The organism is Mycetocola sp. 2940 (assembly GCF_040548835.1).
In the GTDB taxonomy this organism is placed as follows: domain Bacteria; phylum Actinomycetota; class Actinomycetes; order Actinomycetales; family Microbacteriaceae; genus Mycetocola_A.
The window spans coordinates 408,533-427,817 of record NZ_JBEPSK010000001.1 but is presented as its reverse complement, the minus strand read 5'-3'; the positions used below and the strand labels follow the sequence as shown (position 1 = coordinate 427,817).

The following is a 19,285-nucleotide window of genomic DNA, read 5'->3' as shown; positions in this document are numbered from 1 at the left end:
GGCTCGTGGGGGTGGTCAAGCGAGTCGGCCGACGAGTCGCACCAGCCACTGGTGGCGAAGTTCGACCCACACTGCGCGAGCAGACGCGACCACGTCACCCCGCCCGTCCAGCAGCGCGCTGGCTGTCTGGGTCGATCGACCGTGGCGTTGCACTGTCCACCCGACCGCAACCAGTCGTTCACCGAGGAGAACGTCCCGGTTCCGATGTGCTGTCAGGGTGCCGAGAAGGCCGAGCCGGCGGTCGAGCAAGGCCTGGGCCGGGTAGCTGGGGCAGTCGAGGGCACCCCAGACGGCTCCGGGGTGGACGACGCCGTCGGTGGTGTCCCGGTCGACCGGAACAAACGGCGCCGCGAGCACGTCGCTCCGATTCTCCAACGGGCCGGGGGTGACCGCCAGTCCGTCCCGGCGCTCGCTCCCGCACACCACGCACTTCGACAACAGGTGACGTGCCCCCTGGAGCGGACTTGAGGCGCGCGCCACCTCCGCGTCGGCAAAACTCGGCTGAACGGGAGGGATCATCGTGAACGGATCGACTCGCTGCACCTTGGCGACGAGTTGGTGGTTGAAATCGGTCACCGTGGCGAATCCCGCGTCGGCATCCATCCCCACCTCCAGCGGCCTCTCGAGGGGTATTCGCCGGATGAGCCGGACACTCGCCGTTCCACCGAGGGTTTCGGCGATCATGCCTGACGCGAATCCGCCGTTGGCACTGCCCAGCGGGCCGTTGAGCCGAGCGTCGAGCTGAATCGTTCTGGTTGCTGTTTTCATACCGCCAAGCAAACCGCGGCGGGTCCGTCTGCCTCATCGCCAGAACCGGCCAGACTCACCTGGCCGGATCCGGCCAGATGAAAGGCCCGCGCGGCGCAGGTGAGGGAAGGGGTGGGCGATCCGGCGGCGCTTGACATCGAGCATCCGCTCTCTAGAATCCGGATATGACGGCGGAATCCCAGGTCGTACGGCACACCCAGGTCGGTGCGCGTACCCTGGCATGGTCTTCCGTCGGTTCCGGAACGCCACTGGTGATTGGCGGGTGGTGGGCAAGCCACCTTGCGCTGAACTGGGAGGATGTCGCGTTCCGGGGCTTCGTTCATGCCCTTGCTCGCCGGCACACCGTCATCCGCTACGACCGCCCCGGGACCGGCCTGTCCGATCGCGCCGGGCCACCTCCCGCCAGCGTCGACGAAGAGCTGACCGCCCTGACCGGCCTGCTCGAGAACATCGGCCCTCCCAGCCTGGCGCTGCTGGGCGCGTCGTCCGGATCCGCAGTCGCCGCCGCCTACGCCGCCGAGTGGCCGGATCGGGTGGAGCGACTGGTGCTCTACGGCAGCTTTCCTCGCGGTGCTGACATCGCCTCTCCGTCCGCGCGCGAATTGCTGGTGTCGATCGTCGAAGGTCAGTGGGGACTCGGTGCGCGCATGCTGGCCGACGTTTTCCTCCCGAACGCCACAGCCCATGACCGTGAGGAATTCGTCCGGTTCCAGCGACGGTCGGCCTCACGCGAGGCAGCGGCGAACGCTCTGCGCGCCGTGTACGAGACGGACTCAACCGCCTACCTTTCGCGGGTGCGCGTTCCCACCCTGGTGCTGCACCGGCGAGACGACCGCGCCATCCCGTTTGCCCTCGGCCGCGAGGTAGCCGACACCGTGCCGGGGGCGACGTTCGTGGAGTTGGAGGGCGACGACCACTTCCCGTGGCTGGGTGACAGTCCCGCCGTGGTGGATGCCATCGAACGCTTCCTCGACGGCCGGCCACAGCGCGCACCGGCCGATCAGCACCGCTCAGTTGCCCTCACCGTTCGTGAGCGCGAAGTGCTCACACTGGTCGCCCAGGGCCTGACGGACGCCCAGATCGCCGACCGGTTGGTTCTCAGCTCACACACGGTCCATCGGCACGTCGCCAACGCGCGCACCAAACTCGGCGTCCCCTCGCGCGCCGCTGCAGCGGCCTGGGTTCTGACCCATCCGCGTTGACGACCTGCTGACATCGCGGCGCGAGCGACGGGCGATCATCCGGTGGGCGGCTGGAACACGAATCGGGTCGCGTCTTTCGGGAAATCGCTCCAGGCGAGGACGCGGAGCGCAGGGACGTGCCAGACGCCGTCTGCGTACGCTTCGACAGGTGGCGCATACCCATACTTCTTCCTCGACAGCTCGGCCAGCGCGAGCGCGTGCGCTCGCTTGGGAACGACGGTCGTCGCCACTCCTTCCACGATGACCGGCGCCGATCCATCTTCGATGTGGAGGACCACCTGTGGATTGGAGGAGAGGTTCAGCTGGTGCACGGCGGTAGCGCTTCCTCCGAACCAAAGAGCGCCGTCCATCCACAGTCCGTCCACCGGGACGGCATGTGGGCGGCCGTCGGGCCGGACGGTGCATAACCAGTAACGCGGTGCGGTCTCCAGGCGGCTCACGACATTCAACCAGGGGAGCGGTTCGCTTGCGGTTCCGTACTCCACCGGCAGGTCGAGAGGTTCACCGATCGGATCAGCGCGTCTGGGCACGGGAGGCTGCCGTCCTGCAAATCCTCACGGGCTGCACCGGGGCTTCAGCCGCCGAAGCCTGAACCCGATCCCCAGAGGGGGTGGGACGCCACCACGAGTACAACGAGCACGAGGGATGCGGCGACAAGCGCGGTTTCCCTCAGGGAAACCGGCCGCCGGGAAAGCCCGCGCTGTACGAGCAGAACGGCGGATCCTCCACCGAGCATGGCGGACCATGCGAGGAGCACCCAGCCCAGCAGCCAGGTGGCGATGAACAGGTCTTCCGCGGCATCACTGAGGAATCCGACGACATCGCCGATGCCGAAGGACGCGGCTGCGCCAACGGCCAACGCGAGCGCAGCACCTGGGATGGCCAGCCCAGCGCGCTCCTCAAGTTGCTCCATGCGGCGAATCTAGTCCCAACAGAGAGGTAAAACAACGAGGGCGGCATCCGGTTCGCGTGTCGAGGACATCCTGTCACGCTCGCCACGGCGAAAGGCGCGGCCACCACCCCGGGACGTTCCGTCTGTACTCGAGATACTGCTCGCCGTAGGTGCGGGTGAGGGTCGGCTCCTCGTAGCCTTTCACGAAGGCAACGACCGCGGAGAGCACGATCACGGCGTAGAGGACGAGCCACCAACTGCCGAAGAGCAAGGCCTGGCCAAGAATGATCGTGAGCACCGCGAGATACATCGGATTACGCACGAAACGGTAGGCCCCGGTCACGACGAGTGTTTCTGTCGGAGCGACAGGCGCGGGCGTTCCGCTGTGCAAGGCGAACAGCGCGAAGGCGTGGAGAAGGACGGATGCTCCGATCCCGATCGCGATCCAGGCGATCGGCACGACCCAGGCGGTGCTCTCCCAGTCGTATCTCCGCCAGCCTGTGATGAGCCACGGGATGAACCCGGCGACGACACCGGGCGCGAGAAAGAGGAAGAGGATCGTCCCGATCCATGCGCGTGCGTGTGCGGCTGCCTGGGGCATGCGCGTCAGGCTAACCCGATTCGTTCGACCGCGCGACGGGGTCCAGTTTCAGGCGTGCCGAGCTTCCAGCCCCGCTCCGGCGTGGAGGTCAAGGCCGCGGGCGGGCGGCGACGACCTCGGTGGTGGTTATGCTGCGTTGGGTAATCGCTTCCGCCACCCGGCGAAGAGTCGTGTCATTCGCGCGGGCGTACTGCCGGAGGGCGTTGAACGCCTCCGTCATCGTGAGTTTTTCTGAGTGGGCGAGCACACCCTTGGCCTGCTCGACGAGGATTCGGGTGTCGAGGGCAAGGTGCATCTGTTCGGTGATCGCGAACGGGCTCCGGAAGTTCCGTTCGTGGAGAACGCCCAGCACCGCGAGGTCGGCCAGTGCCTGGGCGATGAGTCCGTCTTCCTCTGAAATGTGCCCGGGTTGCGAGTGCAGGAGGTTCATCACGCCGACAACCTCATTGCGGAGTCGCATGGGCACCGCGAAAGTGGAACGGAAACCTTGCTCAAGGGCTGTCCGATAGAACTTGGGCCACTTCGTTGCGACGTCTTCGATTTCGGCGACGCTGACGGGTGCCGCCGTGTTGTAGCAGTCGATGCACGGCCCCTCGCCGGCGGCGATGATGATGGTTTCGACCACCCGCGCTTCTTCGCTGGTCGATGCGACCAGTTCGAGATCTCCGCCCGCGTCGACCAACAGGATGCCGCCGGCATCCAACCCGAGGACGTCGGTGCTGACGTTCAACAGGGTCGAGAGGAGATCGACGATGTCGTATTCCTTCATCAGCGCGTCAGCCATGGTTACGAAGGCCCCGTTGATCTTCGCTTCTCGCGATTTCTCGCCCACAATGTGTTCAGTACTCATCTGAAATCAATCCCTCGATGTCGAAAAGTCGAGTTGGCGAGTCACCACTGCACGAGCGACCTCGCGGAGGTTGACGCCATGAGAAAAAGCGTACGCCCGCATCAGCGCCAACGCGTCGGAAGCTGTGGTGTCCATCTGGCTGAGCACCATCCCGGTGGCCTGATGCACTTCACGCCGCATTTCTATCGGCGACGCTTCGTCCGGATCCTCGCCCTCGGCGAGCTGAAGCGCCCGCCGGAGGGCCTGGCCGGCGATGGCCCGGCCGAGGGCAGAGCCGACGTCACTTGCTTCACTGTCAAGAGGGCCGGCGGTACTCCGGTAACAGAGCGCCGCGCCGACACACGCGGCGCCGAGAGTCAGAGGAAAGAGGAAGACCGCGGCAACGCCCATACCGCGCGCGTGAGAGATGAACAGGGGCCAGCGTTCCGTCGCCGCTACGTCTGGAACCGAGATGGGCTGAGCCGACTTGAAGCAGTCGAAGAGTGGCCCCTCGCCGAGGTTGAGGTGGGTCTCCTCGAGCTCCGCGGCGGTGTCATCGCTGGCATGGATGATCAGCGCCCTCTGGTCCCTGCTGAAAACGGAGATGGCGACCCCGGTGATGGGCAGGAGGTCAAGGAACGGTGCCGCGAGTTTTGGGCCTACATCAGCGACCGCTTGAGCCGCGTTCACGCCGCGCCTGTCGCAACGCGAGTACTGAGGTCCGCCCACGCGCAGACGAATGTCATGTCCTCAGTGTAGGTCGAACGTCGTCCCGGCGGCATTAATTCTCAGCACGGTGACCGCGTCGTCGAGGCCCCGCATCTTCGCCCGGGAGGGTGTCGTGGAGTCGAGCGTAGCGGCGGCCGAGGGGCCCAGCCGACATGCCGTGAGCCGCCACGCTCAGCAAGACGGTGACGGCAACCACGGAGATCGCCTGGCCCACGACCTCGGTCGCGACGAGCTCCTCCACTGCCAGAAGCGCGAACACCACCGATGCGAGTCCGCGCGGCCCGAACCACCCGAGGAACAGGACGGTTCCCCTGTCAAAACCTGAACCGATCAGCGCAAGAGACACGGGAAGCATCCGGATGACCGTCAGGCTGAGGACGGCATAGACGAGCGTCGAGGGGGAGACGTAGTTGAGCGCGACAGGCAGGAGCGCTGCGCCGAAGAGGAACCACACGCCCAGCGCGAGAACCTCCCCGAGCAGCTCCGGTAGCTCACCGACCTCGTCCACATCGGCGACGTCGCGGGGGAATGCGGCGCCGAACGCGATACCCGCAAGGAAAGCTGCGATGAAGCCGTTTCCGCCAAGGGTCTGGGCGAGCGAAAAGCTTCCGACAGCGGTGGCGAGAGTACCCAGGCGGCGACCGCCGTGAAGGATCCAGCGGCGGCGGGATGCGAACCCGATGAGCCATGCGCTGCCGAACCCGAGCATCAGTCCGACGGCGATGCCGATCACAAGCTCGAGAATCACCCGGACGCTCTCAGCGACTTCACCGCTTCCACCGGGCCGGATCGACGCGACGGCGAGAGCGAACACCACCACCGGTGTGACGATGCCGTCGTTGAGGCCGCTCTCGACGTTCAGGGCGCGGCGCACGCGCGCGGGGAGACGTCTGTCGTCGATGACCTGCACGCTGAGCGCAGCGTCGGTGGGCGCCAGGGCCGCCCCGACAAACAGTGCCAGGGCCCAGGTGAAGTCGCTGAAGAGCAACCCCGCCACAAGGGTGCCGAGAACAGCCGACAGCGGGAGGCCGATGCCCAACAGCCGAGCGGGCAGCCCCACGTCATGGCGGAGGGTGACGGTGTTCACCCTCGACGCGTCCGAGAAGAGGAGGAGCGCGAGCGTGAGTTCGGCGAGGACGTGAACCGTCGGAGCCTCGACTTCGACGGCCAGGATCCCCCAGGCGGGGTTCCCAAGCACGAAGCCCGCCACCGTGAAGACAAGGGGGCCTGTGATGTTCCAGAGAGCGAGGCGATTGGATACCACAGCCCACCCGAGCACGATGAGACTGAGTGCCGCGAGTACCGACTCCATCTGACGGCTCGTTTCTCGAGATCCTGACCGCGACGATAGACCGGCACCACCGCCCCACGCATCACCCGGAAAGTAGTAGTAGAGAGATCCCTTTTGTCCGCGGGTCGTGGGCATTGCTGCCAAAATGAGTGGTGGAAAGGGCGACCAGATGGCATCCGAACAGGACACGAACATTCTCGAGGCGGAGCTGCTGATTCCCGACCTGCCGCGGCTTGCACGGCGGTATCCGGCGTCGCTACCCACACCGAAACTTCATGCCAGGTGGATCGAGGACGAAGGCGTGTCTCTCGCGTTCATCGAGATCGGCGACATTGCCATGCACGTCGAGACCACCGACGACGACGTCGCCTGGCATCTCCACGTGGGCGGGCACGACGGCCCACCGCTGGATGGCACACCGTGGAATCGCCAGACGACCGAGGCATTGCTGCTGTGGATGGAGGAGTTCGCCGGCAAGGTTCACGCCTGCCTGGAGATGATCGACGAGGACATCTTCGACGCGATCGACCTTTTCGAGGCCGGTGCCACCTTTGCACCGTTGTCGTCGTCCGGCTTCGACCCCGACGAGTGGGCGACGTTCACCGGGAAGGACTTCCTGGTGTTCCGGGTGGCCGCTCCCGGTCAAGCCGAACCGCAGATCTGGACCGGCACAGGCGACGCGTGGCATCTTCATGACGAGGAGCGGGACGGCGACGCCGAACTGCTGTGGACCCCTCCCGGCTCCGAAGACCCCATCCACCTCGGGGCGGTCATCCTCTCACCCGAGACGGGGCTGCCCGCGACCTTCGCGAACCCCGGCATCGATTGGAACGACGTCGGAATGACCGAGGATGACGCGATGGACTGGCTCCTGCGCGAACACCGGAACTGCGTCTGGGCGTCCACCATCCACGATGCCCTTACCGAGGCAGTACTGAACATGCTGGCGGGTTTCAGCGCCCCGGTCGTCTCACCTCACCGGTGAAAAGCATCCTCTGATTCAGGCCGCTTCGCAGGTGCGTTTGAGGTCGACCAGATCCTGATGCAGTGCCTTTTTGGCCGCACCCACGAATAGCGCGCCGACGAGCCCGGCAACCCGTGCGCCGAAGGTGAGCGGGGCTCCGTCGAAGGTCAAGTCGACGCGGGTGCCGTTGCCTACCGGGGTGAAGCGGTACTCGGTGCGGTAATGGGTTCCGCGCGACTCAGCCTCGGCGACGTACGAAACGTCCTGCTCATATCCGGTGACCCACATTTCTTCGGTCGCCTCTTTGCCGAACATCGTGCGCGTCTCCCGCCATTTGGTGCCCACGTTGAGCTGGGCGGGGCCTTCGAGCACCTCGAGCCTGGTGATGGCGCTGATGTTGGCGGCGGCATTCTCCAGGTCGCGGAACACCCCGAACACCTGTTTCCGGTCAGCGTTGATGCTGATTCTGTCCTGGATTCTCATGGCTTCTCCTCATACTCGACCGCCGGTTCCGGCGCGCAATCCTGTGCTCACCGTAGCGGCAAGCACGGGTCGCCAACCGAAGCAGGTGGCGGTTCCTGACGGCGGTTCATCGGTCCCGGGTGCCCCTAACGGCGCCACGCGGGGAAGGCGTCGTGTGCCTTGCTGTCGGTCAGATTCACCGTATCGAGGGTGGTCAGATCGACCACGACGATCTCGCCGACGTTCTCCTCACCGTCGGCCGTGAACGCAAGCTGTCCGCCGTCCGGTGACCACGCGGGAGGCCAATAATCGTTCCCCGGAAGGCTTGCACGGCAACGCCCTGTGGAGGGACGTCGTCTGGCAGTGGCAAGGACAGTCACGGTGGCGAGAGAGATTTCGTAGCGCGCTGCCCCATGCATGCCAGCCTCCGTCGCGTTGTGCGAGCGTGGACTCACGGGCAGGAGTCGAGCCGCGCGCGGTCCCGAATGTCTCATGATTCTCCTGCGGGACGGCCACGCGCAAGGGCCCCGGAAGACGCGTCGCGACCCTTCGTCCAGAGCCTGACAAAGCGATACACGCCCGGCAGGCGCACACAGCTGGCACCCTAGAAGCGGAGCGCTGAGGAGGGTAGCCTAGCCGGTGAAACGTGGTGCACAGCGGCATCACTCTCACCCGGAGGTCATCGTGAACGAACTAGGCTGGCTCCTTCTCGCCTTCGCCTCCACAGTGCTCGCAACCAACGTTGCCCTGGTCGTCGTCGTGCGGTCGTTCTACAAACGGATCCGGCGAAACCTCGCCCTCAACGCAACAGGTCTTCGTGTTCGCGCCCGACTTGCCTCGGGCGCCAGGCGCGACGTGCTGAAGCTGCAGCTTCGTCTGAAAGACACCCTCGACAGTGGACAGGCGGCGATGGACCTTGCCGTGCGCAGCAACGGTCCGCGCGGCGAACTCCCTCAGCTCTTCCGTCGCCTCCGAAGCGAAGGCGAGGTCCTGGAATCTCAGTTGCGTATGCTGGAGAGCGAGAACGACCTTGCCGTTCTGGCCGAGGCTCTGCCGACCGCCCGTTCCCGCGTCGATCAGGTGACGCAGCTCGTGCGCCAGCTGCGTTCGACCGTAGGATCCGGCCTTGGTGAGTTCTCAGACGAGAGTCTCACAGCGCTGCGTTCTGACATCGACCGGGAGGTGATGGCGGTGCGAGCGGGCATGCAGGAACTGCATGAACTCAACGGACGAAGCATGTCCTCCGAGTCGGGTCGGCAACCGTCAACGGCCCCTTCGCCACGGATTGAACCAGGGAGCCAGCGGTGAGCAACACGTCACGAATCCGAAACATCCTGCGGAGCAAGACGTCCCGGGGCCTCGACAAGGTGGAGGATCCGCGTGAGTTACTCGACAACAGCTATGACCAGATGGTGAGACTGCTGCAGCAGGTGAGGCAGGGACTCGCCGAGGTAGCGACCGCGAAGAAGAGGATCGAGCTGCAGGGTCAGGAAATGGGTGCCCGCTACACGCGGCTGGGCAGCCAGGCCCAGGAGGCAATGGATCAAGGTCGAGAAGATCTCGCGCGCACAGCGTTGGAACGACGTGTACTCCTCGAGCACCAGGTGTCGACTCTGCGCACCCAGTTCGATGCGCTGCAGAGACAGACAGCCGGATTGCAAGACAAGGAACGCCATCTCGCCGAACGCGTCTCAGCGTTCCGGATCGAGAAGGAGACGATCAAGGCCACGTATTCGGCGTCGCAGGCGCAGGTCAGAGCGAATGAGGCGCTGGGGGGCATCGGTTCGCAGATGAACGATGTCAGCGACAGCATCGACAGGGCGCGGGACAGGGTCGCGCAGATGCGGGCTCGCGCCGCTGCCACCGACGAGCTGCTCACCAGCGGAGCGCTGCGGGACCTCACCGAATCTCCCGACGCCGATCTCGAACGACAACTGGCCGCGCTGGCTACCGATGCGGATGTCGAAAGCCAGCTGCGTGCGATGAAGAACGCCCGCGTGTCGAGCCCCCGTCAAGGCTCCATCTCGCCCGGCGAAGAGCCGGACGCCTGGCTGAGCATCGGACAGACACCGGGCACTCCCTGAGCCGTAATACCTGGCTGCCTGCGAACGCCGCACAACCGCGCCGAGTGAGGTCACCCGATGGGAATGATGCCTCCGTGGGCAGGCGATTCTAGGCTCCGCTGGAGCAACGATTTACGAACGGCGCCTGACAAAATGCCGTTCCTGACGAGTGGGAGTACACCATGGCTGATGAGACCTACGTCGCGCTGGCGGCGCAATACGCAAGCGAAGAAGACGCGGTGACCGACTTCGAGGAGTTGCAGTCGCACTACAAAGACGACAAGCACCAGCACGGACCACTCGACGTCGCGGTGATTACGCGTGGTCTCGACGGCGAGCTGGCGATCGTGAAGCGCGATGAAGGACCGAAGGGTCATAAAACGAGGAAGGGCTTGTCCATCGGGCTCGCGAGCGGGCTCGCAGTGGCCCTGTTCCCGGCGGTGGCCCTCGGCGGAGCGCTTCTTGTGGCGGGTGGATCAGGAGCCGGCATCGGCGCCATTGCGAACCACATCTCCAGAAAGACACCCTCGAAGGACCTCGAGGCGATCAGCGCAACCCTCGACGCCGGAAGTGCGGGAATCGTTCTCGTCGTCGATCCAGCGGACGCAGACGAGGTCGAGAAACTCCTGGCAAAGGCCACGAAGGTCACGAAGAGAGACGTCGCCGTCGACAAAGAAAAGTTGGACGACGAGGTCGAAGGCGACTACGAGTAGCCCGGCGTCTTCCTCAGCCGTCGAGCGCGGCCTGCTGGCTGCGCCACAGCGCGTATTGTGCCCACGGGTCGTCGATGCCTGCTCGCAGAGTCTCGATGTGGGCGAGGATGTCCTCGTGCGCTGAGAACCATTCGGATCCGTCCAGGCGGTGCGCAGCGAATTGAGCGTGCCGCTTCTGCTCGGTCAGCCTGTTCCCGCGCTCGAAGGCGAGGACTTCGTCGTGACGGATGCCGGCGAAACGCTGGCGAGGATTAACGCTCGTCCCGATTTTGATCCGGTCCCGGAATCGGAGGTAGTACACGACGTCGACGCGCGGGGCGACGGTCTCACCGTCGGGAATATCGCCCAGTTTCCACTCGCAGACCGCGCAGAGCCACCCCGACGGGTACCGCACCCCCAACCGGGACCCGCAAGCCAGGCACGGCGTCGGCAGAACATCGGTCACTCCGCTGTCGCGATCTACCCAGTCGTGCGCGACTTGCAGGTGGCGGACGCACAGGTTGAGCGGGGAGCCTGCGTCGACAGCGCCGGAACACGGCTCTCCACCGTCCCCGAGAACGGCGCACGTCTCTGCGCGCGGTGATCTGTTGACCATGCTTCAAGGCTACGTCTATCTGCCATGCATGCATTCGGCCATTGGGGAAGGGGTGTTTTAACGGCGACAGTCGCTCTAGCCTTCGAAGGAACCGGCCGATTCGGGCGACGGTTGCCACAGAGGGGTGGATCCATGAGTTACGCCACGTCGATCCTGCGCGCCGACCCGCGCGGACGGAACCTCGGCGACCGGCTGGCGCTGGCCGAATGCATCGAAGCCTGCCTTGAATGTTCGCAGGCCTGTACTGCCTGCGCTGAGGCGTGCCTGAGTGAGTCGTCCGTCTCGGACCTTCGGGATTGCATCCGGGTCGCGCTCGACTGTGCCGATGTCAGCGGAGCGACCGCGAAAGTGGTGTCTCGGCACTCGCGTTACGACGCGAACCTTCGCCGGGCGCTGCTCGCCGCGTGCCGGGCAGCATGCGCCCTTGCCGCCGAGTCCTGCGAGGCACACGCCGAACGTTACGCGCATTGCCGGGTCTGTGCCGACGCCTGCCGCCGGTGTGAGGCGGCCTGCACCCGCCTTCTCGAAAGCCTGTAGCCCCGCGATCACTCGACCCGCACGTCAGTCGGTGCCTTGTCGGGCCGCCAGCCACGCCAGGATGAGTGGCGGAGCGAACCGGCGCTCGTCCACTCCATGAACGTGACTTCACCGACGAGCTCCGGTTCGATCCATCGGGCGTGGAGCAGCTCATCTCGGGGAACGTCGTGCACAGGAGGCGACTCCCGCCCCATCGTGCGGAATCGTTTGACCATGGCCCGCCGATCGGCATCAGAGAATCCCGTGCCCACCCGTCCTGCATAGCGGATGCCGTCGGCATCCGGGATACCGAGAACGAGCGCCCCGATGCCGCCGGCAGCGCTGCCGGCGCCGGGACGCCAGCCGACCACGACGACCTCCTGGGTTCGCTGGTGCTTGAGTTTGATCCACGCCCGGGACCGGCGACCCTCCACGTACGTGCTGTCGCGTTCCTTCGCGACCACGCCTTCGAGGCCGAACGATGTGCTCGACGCGAGTGCGGCCTCGATGTCGCCGTCGAACTCCTCCGGCACCTGCACGGGCCCCGTCGGCGTCACGCTCGCCGACAGGGCGGCACGTCGGACGTCGTAGTCGTCGGCCGTGATGTCGTGGCCGTCGAGTTCGATCATGTCGAAGAGCATGAGTTCGATCGTCGCGGATCGGGCCGCGGACTCCTCTTCGCTCAGACCGGCGCGGGATTGCAGGAAGCCGAAATTGGGCCGGCCCTTGCGGTCCAACGCGACGATCTCACCGTCGAGGACGGCCGCGACCGGTTTCACCGCCTCTCTCAGCGGCCTCACCAGTTCGGAGAAGGTCGCCGTCAGGTCCTTGCCGTTCCGGCTCATCAGCCACACGTCGTCGCCGTTCAGGTAGGCGATCGTGCGGTATCCGTCCCATTTCATCTCGAAGGCCCAGTCCGCGTCAGGGTCTAGGTCGGCGGCCGTGCCGTTGCTCGCGAGCATGGGGGACCGGAGCGGTCGGGAGATCGGCGCGGCTGCGTTAGCGAGAAGGGCCGGCAGCGACGTCGGTTCGGAGTGCACCCTTCGCGACGCTCGCTTCGTCTTCGTGCCGTCCATCAGGTGGATCAGCCAGTTGTTCTCCGCACCCGGGCGGCTCGTATGGATGAGTGCGTACTTGCGAGGGACCCCTCCGAGGCCTCCACCCTGCTGACCCGTGAGCGTGGCGATGACTTCCTTGCCCTCCCGCCACTTCTCCAGCTCGAACGTGCCGGAGTCCCAGATCGTGACCTCACCCGCCCCGTACTCACCCTTCGGAATCGTCCCCTCGAAGGTTCCGTACTCGAGCGGGTGGTCTTCCGTCTGGACGGCGAGGTGGTTCTCTGCGCCGTCCAGTGGCGGGCCCTTGGGAACAGCCCAGGAGACGAGCACACCCTCGTGCTCCAGGCGGAAGTCGTAGTGGAGCCTCCTGGCATGGTGCTCCTGGATGACGAAGGCGTTGCCGTTCGTGAGCGCGGCGGCGGCATCCGGAACCGGCTCCGGCGTCTTCGACCCGTCGCGCATGCTCCGGTATTTGGCGAGGCGGTCTCGCGACTCCGGCGTGGCCTCGAAGCTTTCGAGGTGACTGGGTGTCGGCTCAAGCCCCGCATCACGCGACACCAGCAACGGGGCAAGAAGGTCACCCCGCCGGGACACGCGGCTGAGAACCTCCTCGAAGTCGAGTTGCTTGAGTGACGGGGACTCGAGTTCCTGCCAGGTGCGCGGAGCCGCCACCATCGGCGTCAACCTGCCACGCAGGGAGTACGGGGCGATCGTCGTCTTCGCCTGGTTGTTCTGGCTCCAGTCGACGAGAACCTTGCCGGTGCGCAGCGTCTTCTTCATGTCGCTGACGATCAGATCGGGGTGATCTGCTTCCAGCGCCCTGGCAAGTTCGTGTGCCACGGACGACACCTGGTCAGAACTCCACCGTCCGTCGAGTGGGGCATAGAGATGGATGCCCTTGCTTCCGCTCGTCACCGGGAGCGGCTCGAGCCCCATATCGGTGAGGATGTCACGGGCGAGGCGGGCGACCTCGGCGCACTCCTGCAGCCCGGCGCCACCGCCGGGGTCGAGGTCGAGAACGAGCCGGTCGGGTTTGCGACGCCCACCGGTGCGCTCGAACTGCCACTGTGGCACGTGGATCTCGAGCGCCGACATCTGGGCCAGCCAGACCAGGGTCGCCCGGTCATTCACGAGCGGGTATTCGTTCGGGCCGCCGCTGTGCTCGATCGACCGTCTGGCGACCCAGCCCGGCGCGGACTCGTCGAGGTTCTTCTGGTAGAAGACATCGCCAGGATGCTCCGCCGTACCGACACCGTGGACCCACCGTTTGCGGGTGGCAGGCCGGTTCGCGGTGTAGGGCACCATCACGGCGGCGATCTCGGCGTAATACCGGAGTACGTCAGCCTTCGTTGTGCCTGTTTCCGGGTACATCACCTTGTCGAGGTTGGTGACGGTGATCCTCCTGCCGTCAACGGTGACGGCCTGTCTGGCCCCTCCGCGAGCAGCCACGGCCTAGGCCGTTTCCTCGAGCGGCGGATAGGTCAGGGTGAGCCCGTCCACCCTGGCGAAACCCGTCAGTTTTTGCGGCTTCACCGACGTCGCACTGTAGATGTCGTCCACATCGATCCCGCGCACGAGCAGCGCATCGCCGACCAGGGACCGGTGACAGCGCCACGGCACGGCTTCGGCGCACATGATCGTGACGACGTCTGCGTCCAGGAGGGCAATGAGCGCGTCGAGCGCGCTGGCGAACTCGGCGGTCTGCATGTAGTCGGCGTACCCGCGGAACGTCGGATTTTTCCAGCCGGTGTTGATCGACTCGGGGCTCGTGCGCCGGAGCCCGCCGAGGGCGGCGAGACGCGAATAGGCGATGCCGTTCTCGGTCAGGCTCGCCCGGAGGGCGGCCTCGTCGAACTGCGGGTTGTGGCGCGACCGGGGGACCGTCCGGATATCTGCAACGAGTGTGACGCTGTGGGCTCGCAGGATGGCGACGAACTCCTCGATCGGATGCGTCGAGTGCCCGATGGTGAACAGGTGGCCCATGCCGGGCAGCGTATCGGGCTTGCCGGGCTCGCTCAAGGGCTCGCCGGCTGTGCCGATTGAGGTCGTCGGCCCCGCTGAGGGCGGATGCCGCGCAGCGGCAGGGCGGGATCGGTGACGGCGAAAGCTGCGCGCGTATCGCCCAGCCACGCCAGCGCCGCGTGTGCCCAGTGCCGTGAGGCGGAGGCCGTGAGGGCAGGACGGAGGGCGAGGGTGTCGTCGGATGGTCCGGCGAGAAGGGCATGCCAGACCAGCTCGTGCCTCTCGAGAAGGGTGGACCAGTCGGCGCCGGGGAGGCTCGAACCGATGAAGACCTGGTCCAGCAGATCCGCCCAGGAGCGCGGGTCCGGTGCGACGGGGGAGTCGAGCCAGTGGGCGACGGCCAGAGATCCCTCGCCGGTCAGGGTGTACAGCGGGAGGTTGTCTTCCGTGGTCGTCCCCGTCGCGATGAGACCGGCACGACCAAGACGGTCGAGCGTGCTGTAGACCTGCCCGACGTTGAGTTCGGCACGGTGCGGTGCCCGCGCGACGAGCTCGTCACGCAGGGCAAGACCGTAGCCGGGGCCGAGAGAGAGAATGGCGAGGATGCCGTCCTTGACCGCCATACGCCTCCATTGCTCGTGTCCGTTGAATTCTACCGGGTATAGGTCAGCGACAGTGATCCCCTCATCCCTCGGCTGGCAGCCGCGCCGTGTGATGTGGTGGGCGGCAGTGGTGCAGCTCGCCGGTACGCTGTTTTTCAATCGGAGCACCGCCGACGCGCTGCTCAGGAACCTGTCGGTCGCCGAGGTTAACAGGCTAGTCTGGGCACCCGACGTGTTCGGCTCGATTGCCTTCCTCGTCGCGAGCCACCTCGCCTGGCTGGCCGTGCGCGGCCGCCCGTGGCGGGTGCGCCGGGACGACGCCGACTGGTGGGTGGCAATTCTCAACTATGTGGGCTCGGTCTTCTTCATGCTCTCGGCAATCGCCTCGGTGACGCTGCCGACGACGGGGGAGATCCTCAACCTCACCCTCGTCAACGCGGGCACGTTCCTCGGTGCTGCCTGCTTCTTCGCCGGGGCATACTTCCTGCTGCCGCCGGCTGCGCTCCGCACGCGGACGTGGGGGCCTGAACGCCGCGCACGCTGACGGCACGTCGAATGACATCGTTGTGATTTGGCGCCTGTGTAGGGCATAATGACTGCAACGGCCTTGTGCCGACAATTTCATAATGATGCTGCAGCTCCAGAGCATTTCCGCGGTCGTTGGGGAAGACGAACCACAGGAAATGGAGGAGAACATGGTGGCATCAGTCGCACGAGGGGTGATTTTGGTTCACTCCTCTCCGCGCGCGCTCTGCCCGCACGTTGAATGGGCAGCAGGGCGCGCTCTCGGTCGTGCCGTGAACTTCTCGTGGGAGGAGCAGCCGGTCCTCAAAGGAGCGCAGCGGGCCGAGTTTTACTGGGAGGGCTACCAGGGAATGGGAGCCGCCCTCGCTTCAGCTCTGCGGGGCTGGGAACACCTCCGTTTCGAAGTAACGGAGGACCCGACGCCCGGTTCGGATGGCGGCCGCTGGCTGCACACCCCGGACCTCGGGATCTTCTTCGCTCAGACCGACACGGCGGGGAATGTCGTCGTCCCCGAGGATCGCGTTCGTTACGCGATGGAGGTTGCCGGCACGAACGCCGATGAACTGCATCGAGAACTCCGGATCGCGCTTGGACAGGCCTGGGACGACGAACTCGAACCGTTCCGCCACGCCTCAGACGACTCGTCCGTGGTCTGGCTCCACAAGGTCGGCTGACACCGGCACAACAGACTGCAGCACACGCACATGTGGCTCCTGGCGCTCCGGTTGGTGATTACCCGGTCGGTTCGCCGCTGAAACAGTGTGGTCCTGCGTACAGAAGAACCCCCGACGGATGCTCCGCCGGGGGTTCTGTGCTGTGGATCAGTAGCTGCGGAACGCGACGACAGCGTTGTGCCCGCCGAACCCGAACGAGTTGCTGAGCGCGAGCAGGTCCTGTGAACCGAGGTCCCGGGGAGACGTGACGACATCGAGCGGAATCGCCGCGTCCTGCTCGTGAAGGTTGATCGTCGGGGGAGCGGTGCGTTCGTGGAGCGCGAGGATCGTGAAGATCGCTTCGAGTGCTCCGGTCCCGCCGAGGAGGTGACCCGTGGCAGCCTTGGTCGCCGAGACGGCGATGTTGGGCAGGTGGTCGCCGAAGACCCGCAGGAGCGCGTTGTATTCGGCGATGTCGCCCACCGGGGTGCTGGTCGCGTGGGCGTTGACATGCCGCACATCGCTCAGGCTCGCGCCCGCTCGCTCAATCGCCCCGAGCATGGCCCGGGCGGCCGCTGAGCCTTCCGGGTCGGGCGCCGTGATGTGGTACGAGTCGCTGGTGACCGAGCCGCCGGCCAGCTCGGCGTAGATGCGAGCGCCGCGCGCCAGGGCGTGCTCTTCTGTCTCCAGGACGATCGATGCGGCGCCTTCGCCGAGCACGAATCCGTCACGGGACACGTCATACGGGCGGGATGCCGTCTCCGGCGAATCGTTCCGGCGGGAGAGCGCCTGCATGGCAGAGAACGCTGCGATCGGCAGGGGGTGAACGACGGACTCGGTTCCGCCGGCTATGACGACGTCGGCGAGACCGGCCTGCAGGTGTTCGTACGCGTTCGCGATCGCCTCGGTGCTGGAGGCACAGGCTGAAACGTCGGTGCGGGAGTATGCGCGTGACGGGATGGACATGCTGATTGCCGCGGAGGCCGCGTTTGGCATGAGCATCGGGATCGTCATCGGGAGGACGCGGCGAGGGCCCTTCTCCTTGAGGGTGTCCCACGCGTCGAGCAGCGTCCAGAGGCCGCCGATACCGGTGGAGTAATCAACACCGACCCGCAGCGGGTCGGTGTCGGGAGAACCGGCATCTGCCCACGCTTCACGGGCGGAGACGAGGGCGAACTGGCTGGACGGGTCGAGGCGTTTGACCTCCTGGCGTTCCAGAACCTCGGACGGGCGCACCTTCGCCTCACCGGCGAAGGTCACGGGAAGGTTGTGTTCAGCGACCCAGTCGTACTCGAGGGTCCGGATGCCGGATTCCCCAGCAAGCAGTGCCTTCCAGGAGTCGGCGGCGGTCCCGCCCAGGGGCGAGCTGGCGCCGATGCCGGTGACGACGATTTTCTTGGTCATGCGTGGAACTCTCCTGGTGCGGGTCACGATACAACGGGGAATGGCACGTCCGCGTGAGCGGGGAGACTGGACCGGGCTGTGCTCGCTCCGGTCTCCCCGCGCAACGCTGAAACGGGTTAGGCCTGCGCCTTGACGATGAAGTCGACTGCGTCGCCGACCGTCTTGAGGTTCTTGACCTCTTCGTCGGGGATCTTGACGTCGAACTTCTCTTCGGCGTTGACGACGATGGTCATCATCGAGATCGAGTCGATGTCGAGGTCATCTGTGAAGGACTTGTCGAGCTCAACGGTGTCGGCTGCGATGCCGGTCTCGTCGTTGACGAGTTCGGCCAGACCGGCGAGTACTTCTTCGGTGGACAGTGCCATGGTGTTTTCTCCTTGAGTATCAATTGACCGTGAAACAGTCTAGATGGGCGGGCAGCACGAGGATCGCGCGCCGTGCGGGTGGTTCAGGGCAGGACGACGACCTGGGCGGCGAAGACGAGTCCGGCGCCGAAGCCGATCTGGAGCGCGAGGCCGCCGCTCAGTTCAGGGTTCTCCTGCAGCAGCCGGTGCGCAGCCAGCGGGATCGAGGCCGCTGATGTGTTGCCTGTCGTCTCGATATCCCGGGCGATGACGACGCTTTCGGGAAGTTTCAGCTGCTTTGCGAACTCGTCGATGATGCGCATGTTGGCCTGGTGGGGGATGAATGCGGCCAGCTGGTCAGGCGTGACGCCTGCGGCTTCGAGTGCCTCCTTGGCGACCTTCGCCATGTCCCACACTGCCCAGCGGAAGACCGTCTGTCCTTCCTGGCGCAGCGTCGGCCATTCTGCTTCACCGCGGCGGTATTGCTGCAGGGTCGCGTTCATGGCGACCGCGCCTGCCTTCGAGCCGTCGGAACCCCAGACGGTGGGGGAGATGCCCGGGTATTCGCTCGGGCCGACGACAGCTGCGCCGGCGCCGTCACCGAGGAGGAAGGAGATCGACCGGTCGGACGGGTCCACGACGTCGGAAAGCTTCTCCGCGCCGATGACGAGAGCGTAGGTGGCTGCGCCAGACCGGATCAGCGCGTCAGCCTGGGCGATTGCGTACGGATACCCGGCGCAGGCGGCATTGACGTCGTAGGCGGCGGCCGGGTTCGAGCCCACCCGGTCGGCTACGACGGCAGCCATTGACGGTGTCTGCTGGATGTTGCTGATCGTCGCGATGATGACCGCGTCGATCAGGGCCGGGTCGACGCCGGAGACGGCGATGGCCTCCCTGGCGGCATCGGTCGCCAGGTCAACAGCGAGGACGTCCTGGCTGGCACGCGTGCGCGTGACGATGCCCGTCCGCTGCCGGATCCACTCGTCGGACGAGTCGATCGGGCCGACGAGGTCGTCGTTGGGAACGGAGATGTCGCCGCGCGCTGCTCCGAATCCGAGGATGCGGGTGAATGCCGGCCCCTGGGACTGCCGCAGAATGGGTGTAGTCAATGC

The 19,285-nt window shown here is 65.8% G+C and carries 23 protein-coding genes; 8 read left to right on the top strand and 15 right to left on the bottom strand.

The features are described 5' to 3' along the window. Nucleotides 1-15: 15 nt before the first annotated feature. Complete coding sequence (locus tag ABIE24_RS02040) at nt 16-768, bottom strand: hotdog fold domain-containing protein (RefSeq protein ID WP_354496295.1); 753 nt, start codon at nt 766-768, stop codon at nt 16-18. Nucleotides 769-932: 164 nt separating this feature from the next. On the opposite strand from ABIE24_RS02040, the gene ABIE24_RS02035 reads away from it, so the two are divergent. Continuing rightward, nucleotides 933-1,970 (top strand): alpha/beta fold hydrolase, encoded by a 1,038-nt coding sequence (locus tag ABIE24_RS02035; RefSeq protein ID WP_354496293.1) that lies wholly within the window; start codon nt 933-935, stop codon nt 1,968-1,970. Between the two features lie 35 nt (nt 1,971-2,005). Here ABIE24_RS02035 and ABIE24_RS02030 read toward each other — a convergent pair whose 3' ends face one another. From ABIE24_RS02030 to ABIE24_RS02005, 6 genes are all read right to left on the bottom strand, one after another. Then, nucleotides 2,006-2,500, bottom strand: coding sequence for a pyridoxamine 5'-phosphate oxidase family protein (locus tag ABIE24_RS02030; RefSeq protein ID WP_354496291.1), 495 nt, complete (start codon nt 2,498-2,500; stop codon nt 2,006-2,008). Nucleotides 2,501-2,544: 44 nt separating this feature from the next. After that, complete coding sequence (locus ABIE24_RS02025) at nt 2,545-2,883, bottom strand: hypothetical protein (RefSeq protein ID WP_354496289.1); 339 nt, start codon at nt 2,881-2,883, stop codon at nt 2,545-2,547. A gap of 73 nt (nt 2,884-2,956) precedes the next feature. Next, the gene (locus ABIE24_RS02020; protein ID WP_354496288.1) at nt 2,957-3,463 is read right to left on the bottom strand and encodes a methyltransferase family protein; all 507 of its coding nucleotides are present in this window, start codon (nt 3,461-3,463) and stop codon (nt 2,957-2,959) included. An 88-nt stretch (nt 3,464-3,551) separates the two neighbouring features. Then, complete coding sequence (locus tag ABIE24_RS02015; protein WP_354496286.1) at nt 3,552-4,313, bottom strand: GAF domain-containing protein; 762 nt, start codon at nt 4,311-4,313, stop codon at nt 3,552-3,554. A gap of 6 nt (nt 4,314-4,319) precedes the next feature. Further along, nucleotides 4,320-4,982 (bottom strand): GAF and ANTAR domain-containing protein, encoded by a 663-nt coding sequence (locus ABIE24_RS02010; protein WP_354496284.1) that lies wholly within the window; start codon nt 4,980-4,982, stop codon nt 4,320-4,322. Nucleotides 4,983-5,073: 91 nt separating this feature from the next. After that, a complete protein-coding gene (locus ABIE24_RS02005) occupies nt 5,074-6,333 on the bottom strand; it encodes a cation:proton antiporter (RefSeq protein ID WP_354496282.1) in 1,260 nt (419 codons plus the stop codon). Between the two features lie 124 nt (nt 6,334-6,457). Here ABIE24_RS02005 and ABIE24_RS02000 point away from each other — a divergent pair, with 124 nt between their 5' ends. After that, nucleotides 6,458-7,297: a hypothetical protein gene (locus tag ABIE24_RS02000; protein WP_354496280.1), complete on the top strand. Its 840-nt coding sequence runs from the start codon at nt 6,458-6,460 to the stop codon at nt 7,295-7,297. Between the two features lie 15 nt (nt 7,298-7,312). On the opposite strand, the gene ABIE24_RS01995 is transcribed toward ABIE24_RS02000, so the two are convergent. Further along, nucleotides 7,313-7,759: an SRPBCC family protein gene (locus ABIE24_RS01995; RefSeq protein WP_354496278.1), complete on the bottom strand. Its 447-nt coding sequence runs from the start codon at nt 7,757-7,759 to the stop codon at nt 7,313-7,315. A 663-nt stretch (nt 7,760-8,422) separates the two neighbouring features. Between ABIE24_RS01995 and ABIE24_RS01990 the strand changes: the two genes are divergently transcribed. From ABIE24_RS01990 to ABIE24_RS01980, 3 genes are all read left to right on the top strand, one after another. Further along, complete coding sequence (locus ABIE24_RS01990; RefSeq protein ID WP_354496276.1) at nt 8,423-9,046, top strand: hypothetical protein; 624 nt, start codon at nt 8,423-8,425, stop codon at nt 9,044-9,046. Continuing rightward, complete coding sequence (locus ABIE24_RS01985; protein ID WP_354496274.1) at nt 9,043-9,822, top strand: PspA/IM30 family protein; 780 nt, start codon at nt 9,043-9,045, stop codon at nt 9,820-9,822. The genes ABIE24_RS01990 and ABIE24_RS01985 overlap by 4 nt, the downstream gene beginning before the upstream one ends. A gap of 161 nt (nt 9,823-9,983) precedes the next feature. Then, complete coding sequence (locus ABIE24_RS01980) at nt 9,984-10,514, top strand: hypothetical protein (protein ID WP_354496272.1); 531 nt, start codon at nt 9,984-9,986, stop codon at nt 10,512-10,514. Nucleotides 10,515-10,527: 13 nt separating this feature from the next. Here ABIE24_RS01980 and ABIE24_RS01975 read toward each other — a convergent pair whose 3' ends face one another. After that, on the bottom strand, nt 10,528-11,109 hold the full coding sequence (locus ABIE24_RS01975) for a GIY-YIG nuclease family protein (protein WP_354496270.1): 582 nt from the start codon (nt 11,107-11,109) through the stop codon (nt 10,528-10,530). A gap of 132 nt (nt 11,110-11,241) precedes the next feature. Between ABIE24_RS01975 and ABIE24_RS01970 the strand changes: the two genes are divergently transcribed. Beyond that, nucleotides 11,242-11,646, top strand: coding sequence for a four-helix bundle copper-binding protein (locus tag ABIE24_RS01970; RefSeq protein WP_354496268.1), 405 nt, complete (start codon nt 11,242-11,244; stop codon nt 11,644-11,646). 8 nt (nt 11,647-11,654) lie between these two features. Here ABIE24_RS01970 and ABIE24_RS01965 read toward each other — a convergent pair whose 3' ends face one another. From ABIE24_RS01965 to ABIE24_RS01955, 3 genes are read right to left on the bottom strand one after another with little or no spacing between them, the layout of a single operon-like run. Next, complete coding sequence (locus ABIE24_RS01965; RefSeq protein ID WP_354496266.1) at nt 11,655-14,132, bottom strand: ATP-dependent DNA ligase; 2,478 nt, start codon at nt 14,130-14,132, stop codon at nt 11,655-11,657. Between the two features lie 3 nt (nt 14,133-14,135). Then, entirely contained in the window at nt 14,136-14,666 is a 531-nt protein-coding gene (locus ABIE24_RS01960) for a DUF488 domain-containing protein (protein ID WP_354496264.1), read from the bottom strand. Between the two features lie 32 nt (nt 14,667-14,698). Next, nucleotides 14,699-15,268, bottom strand: coding sequence for a PadR family transcriptional regulator (locus tag ABIE24_RS01955; RefSeq protein WP_354496262.1), 570 nt, complete (start codon nt 15,266-15,268; stop codon nt 14,699-14,701). 52 nt (nt 15,269-15,320) lie between these two features. Between ABIE24_RS01955 and ABIE24_RS01950 the strand changes: the two genes are divergently transcribed. Beyond that, entirely contained in the window at nt 15,321-15,791 is a 471-nt protein-coding gene (locus ABIE24_RS01950; protein WP_354496260.1) for a hypothetical protein, read from the top strand. Nucleotides 15,792-15,942: 151 nt separating this feature from the next. Further along, the gene (locus ABIE24_RS01945) at nt 15,943-16,446 is read left to right on the top strand and encodes a DUF3145 domain-containing protein (protein WP_354496435.1); all 504 of its coding nucleotides are present in this window, start codon (nt 15,943-15,945) and stop codon (nt 16,444-16,446) included. Between the two features lie 147 nt (nt 16,447-16,593). On the opposite strand, the gene ABIE24_RS01940 is transcribed toward ABIE24_RS01945, so the two are convergent. From ABIE24_RS01940 to ABIE24_RS01930, 3 genes are all read right to left on the bottom strand, one after another. Then, nucleotides 16,594-17,829, bottom strand: coding sequence for a beta-ketoacyl-[acyl-carrier-protein] synthase family protein (locus ABIE24_RS01940; protein ID WP_354496258.1), 1,236 nt, complete (start codon nt 17,827-17,829; stop codon nt 16,594-16,596). A gap of 116 nt (nt 17,830-17,945) precedes the next feature. Beyond that, nucleotides 17,946-18,194 (bottom strand): acyl carrier protein, encoded by a 249-nt coding sequence (locus ABIE24_RS01935; protein WP_090711896.1) that lies wholly within the window; start codon nt 18,192-18,194, stop codon nt 17,946-17,948. An 83-nt stretch (nt 18,195-18,277) separates the two neighbouring features. After that, a complete protein-coding gene (locus tag ABIE24_RS01930) occupies nt 18,278-19,282 on the bottom strand; it encodes a beta-ketoacyl-ACP synthase III (RefSeq protein ID WP_354496256.1) in 1,005 nt (334 codons plus the stop codon). Between the last annotated feature and the right edge of the window lie 3 nt (nt 19,283-19,285).

Coding starts and splice junctions, on each gene's coding strand:
- ABIE24_RS01980 (WP_354496272.1), top strand. CDS start 9,984: ATGGCTGATGAGACCTACGTCGCGCTGGCGGCGCAATACGCAAGCGAA.
- ABIE24_RS01995 (WP_354496278.1), bottom strand. CDS start 7,759: ATGAGAATCCAGGACAGAATCAGCATCAACGCTGACCGGAAACAGGTG.
- ABIE24_RS01955 (WP_354496262.1), bottom strand. CDS start 15,268: ATGGCGGTCAAGGACGGCATCCTCGCCATTCTCTCTCTCGGCCCCGGC.
- ABIE24_RS01970 (WP_354496268.1), top strand. CDS start 11,242: ATGAGTTACGCCACGTCGATCCTGCGCGCCGACCCGCGCGGACGGAAC.
- ABIE24_RS01960 (WP_354496264.1), bottom strand. CDS start 14,666: ATGGGCCACCTGTTCACCATCGGGCACTCGACGCATCCGATCGAGGAG.
- ABIE24_RS02005 (WP_354496282.1), bottom strand. CDS start 6,333: ATGGAGTCGGTACTCGCGGCACTCAGTCTCATCGTGCTCGGGTGGGCT.
- ABIE24_RS02040 (WP_354496295.1), bottom strand. CDS start 768: ATGAAAACAGCAACCAGAACGATTCAGCTCGACGCTCGGCTCAACGGC.
- ABIE24_RS02025 (WP_354496289.1), bottom strand. CDS start 2,883: ATGGAGCAACTTGAGGAGCGCGCTGGGCTGGCCATCCCAGGTGCTGCG.
- ABIE24_RS01940 (WP_354496258.1), bottom strand. CDS start 17,829: ATGACCAAGAAAATCGTCGTCACCGGCATCGGCGCCAGCTCGCCCCTG.
- ABIE24_RS02015 (WP_354496286.1), bottom strand. CDS start 4,313: ATGAGTACTGAACACATTGTGGGCGAGAAATCGCGAGAAGCGAAGATC.
- ABIE24_RS01945 (WP_354496435.1), top strand. CDS start 15,943: ATGGTGGCATCAGTCGCACGAGGGGTGATTTTGGTTCACTCCTCTCCG.
- ABIE24_RS02035 (WP_354496293.1), top strand. CDS start 933: ATGACGGCGGAATCCCAGGTCGTACGGCACACCCAGGTCGGTGCGCGT.
- ABIE24_RS02000 (WP_354496280.1), top strand. CDS start 6,458: ATGAGTGGTGGAAAGGGCGACCAGATGGCATCCGAACAGGACACGAAC.
- ABIE24_RS02020 (WP_354496288.1), bottom strand. CDS start 3,463: ATGCCCCAGGCAGCCGCACACGCACGCGCATGGATCGGGACGATCCTC.
- ABIE24_RS01975 (WP_354496270.1), bottom strand. CDS start 11,109: ATGGTCAACAGATCACCGCGCGCAGAGACGTGCGCCGTTCTCGGGGAC.
- ABIE24_RS01935 (WP_090711896.1), bottom strand. CDS start 18,194: ATGGCACTGTCCACCGAAGAAGTACTCGCCGGTCTGGCCGAACTCGTC.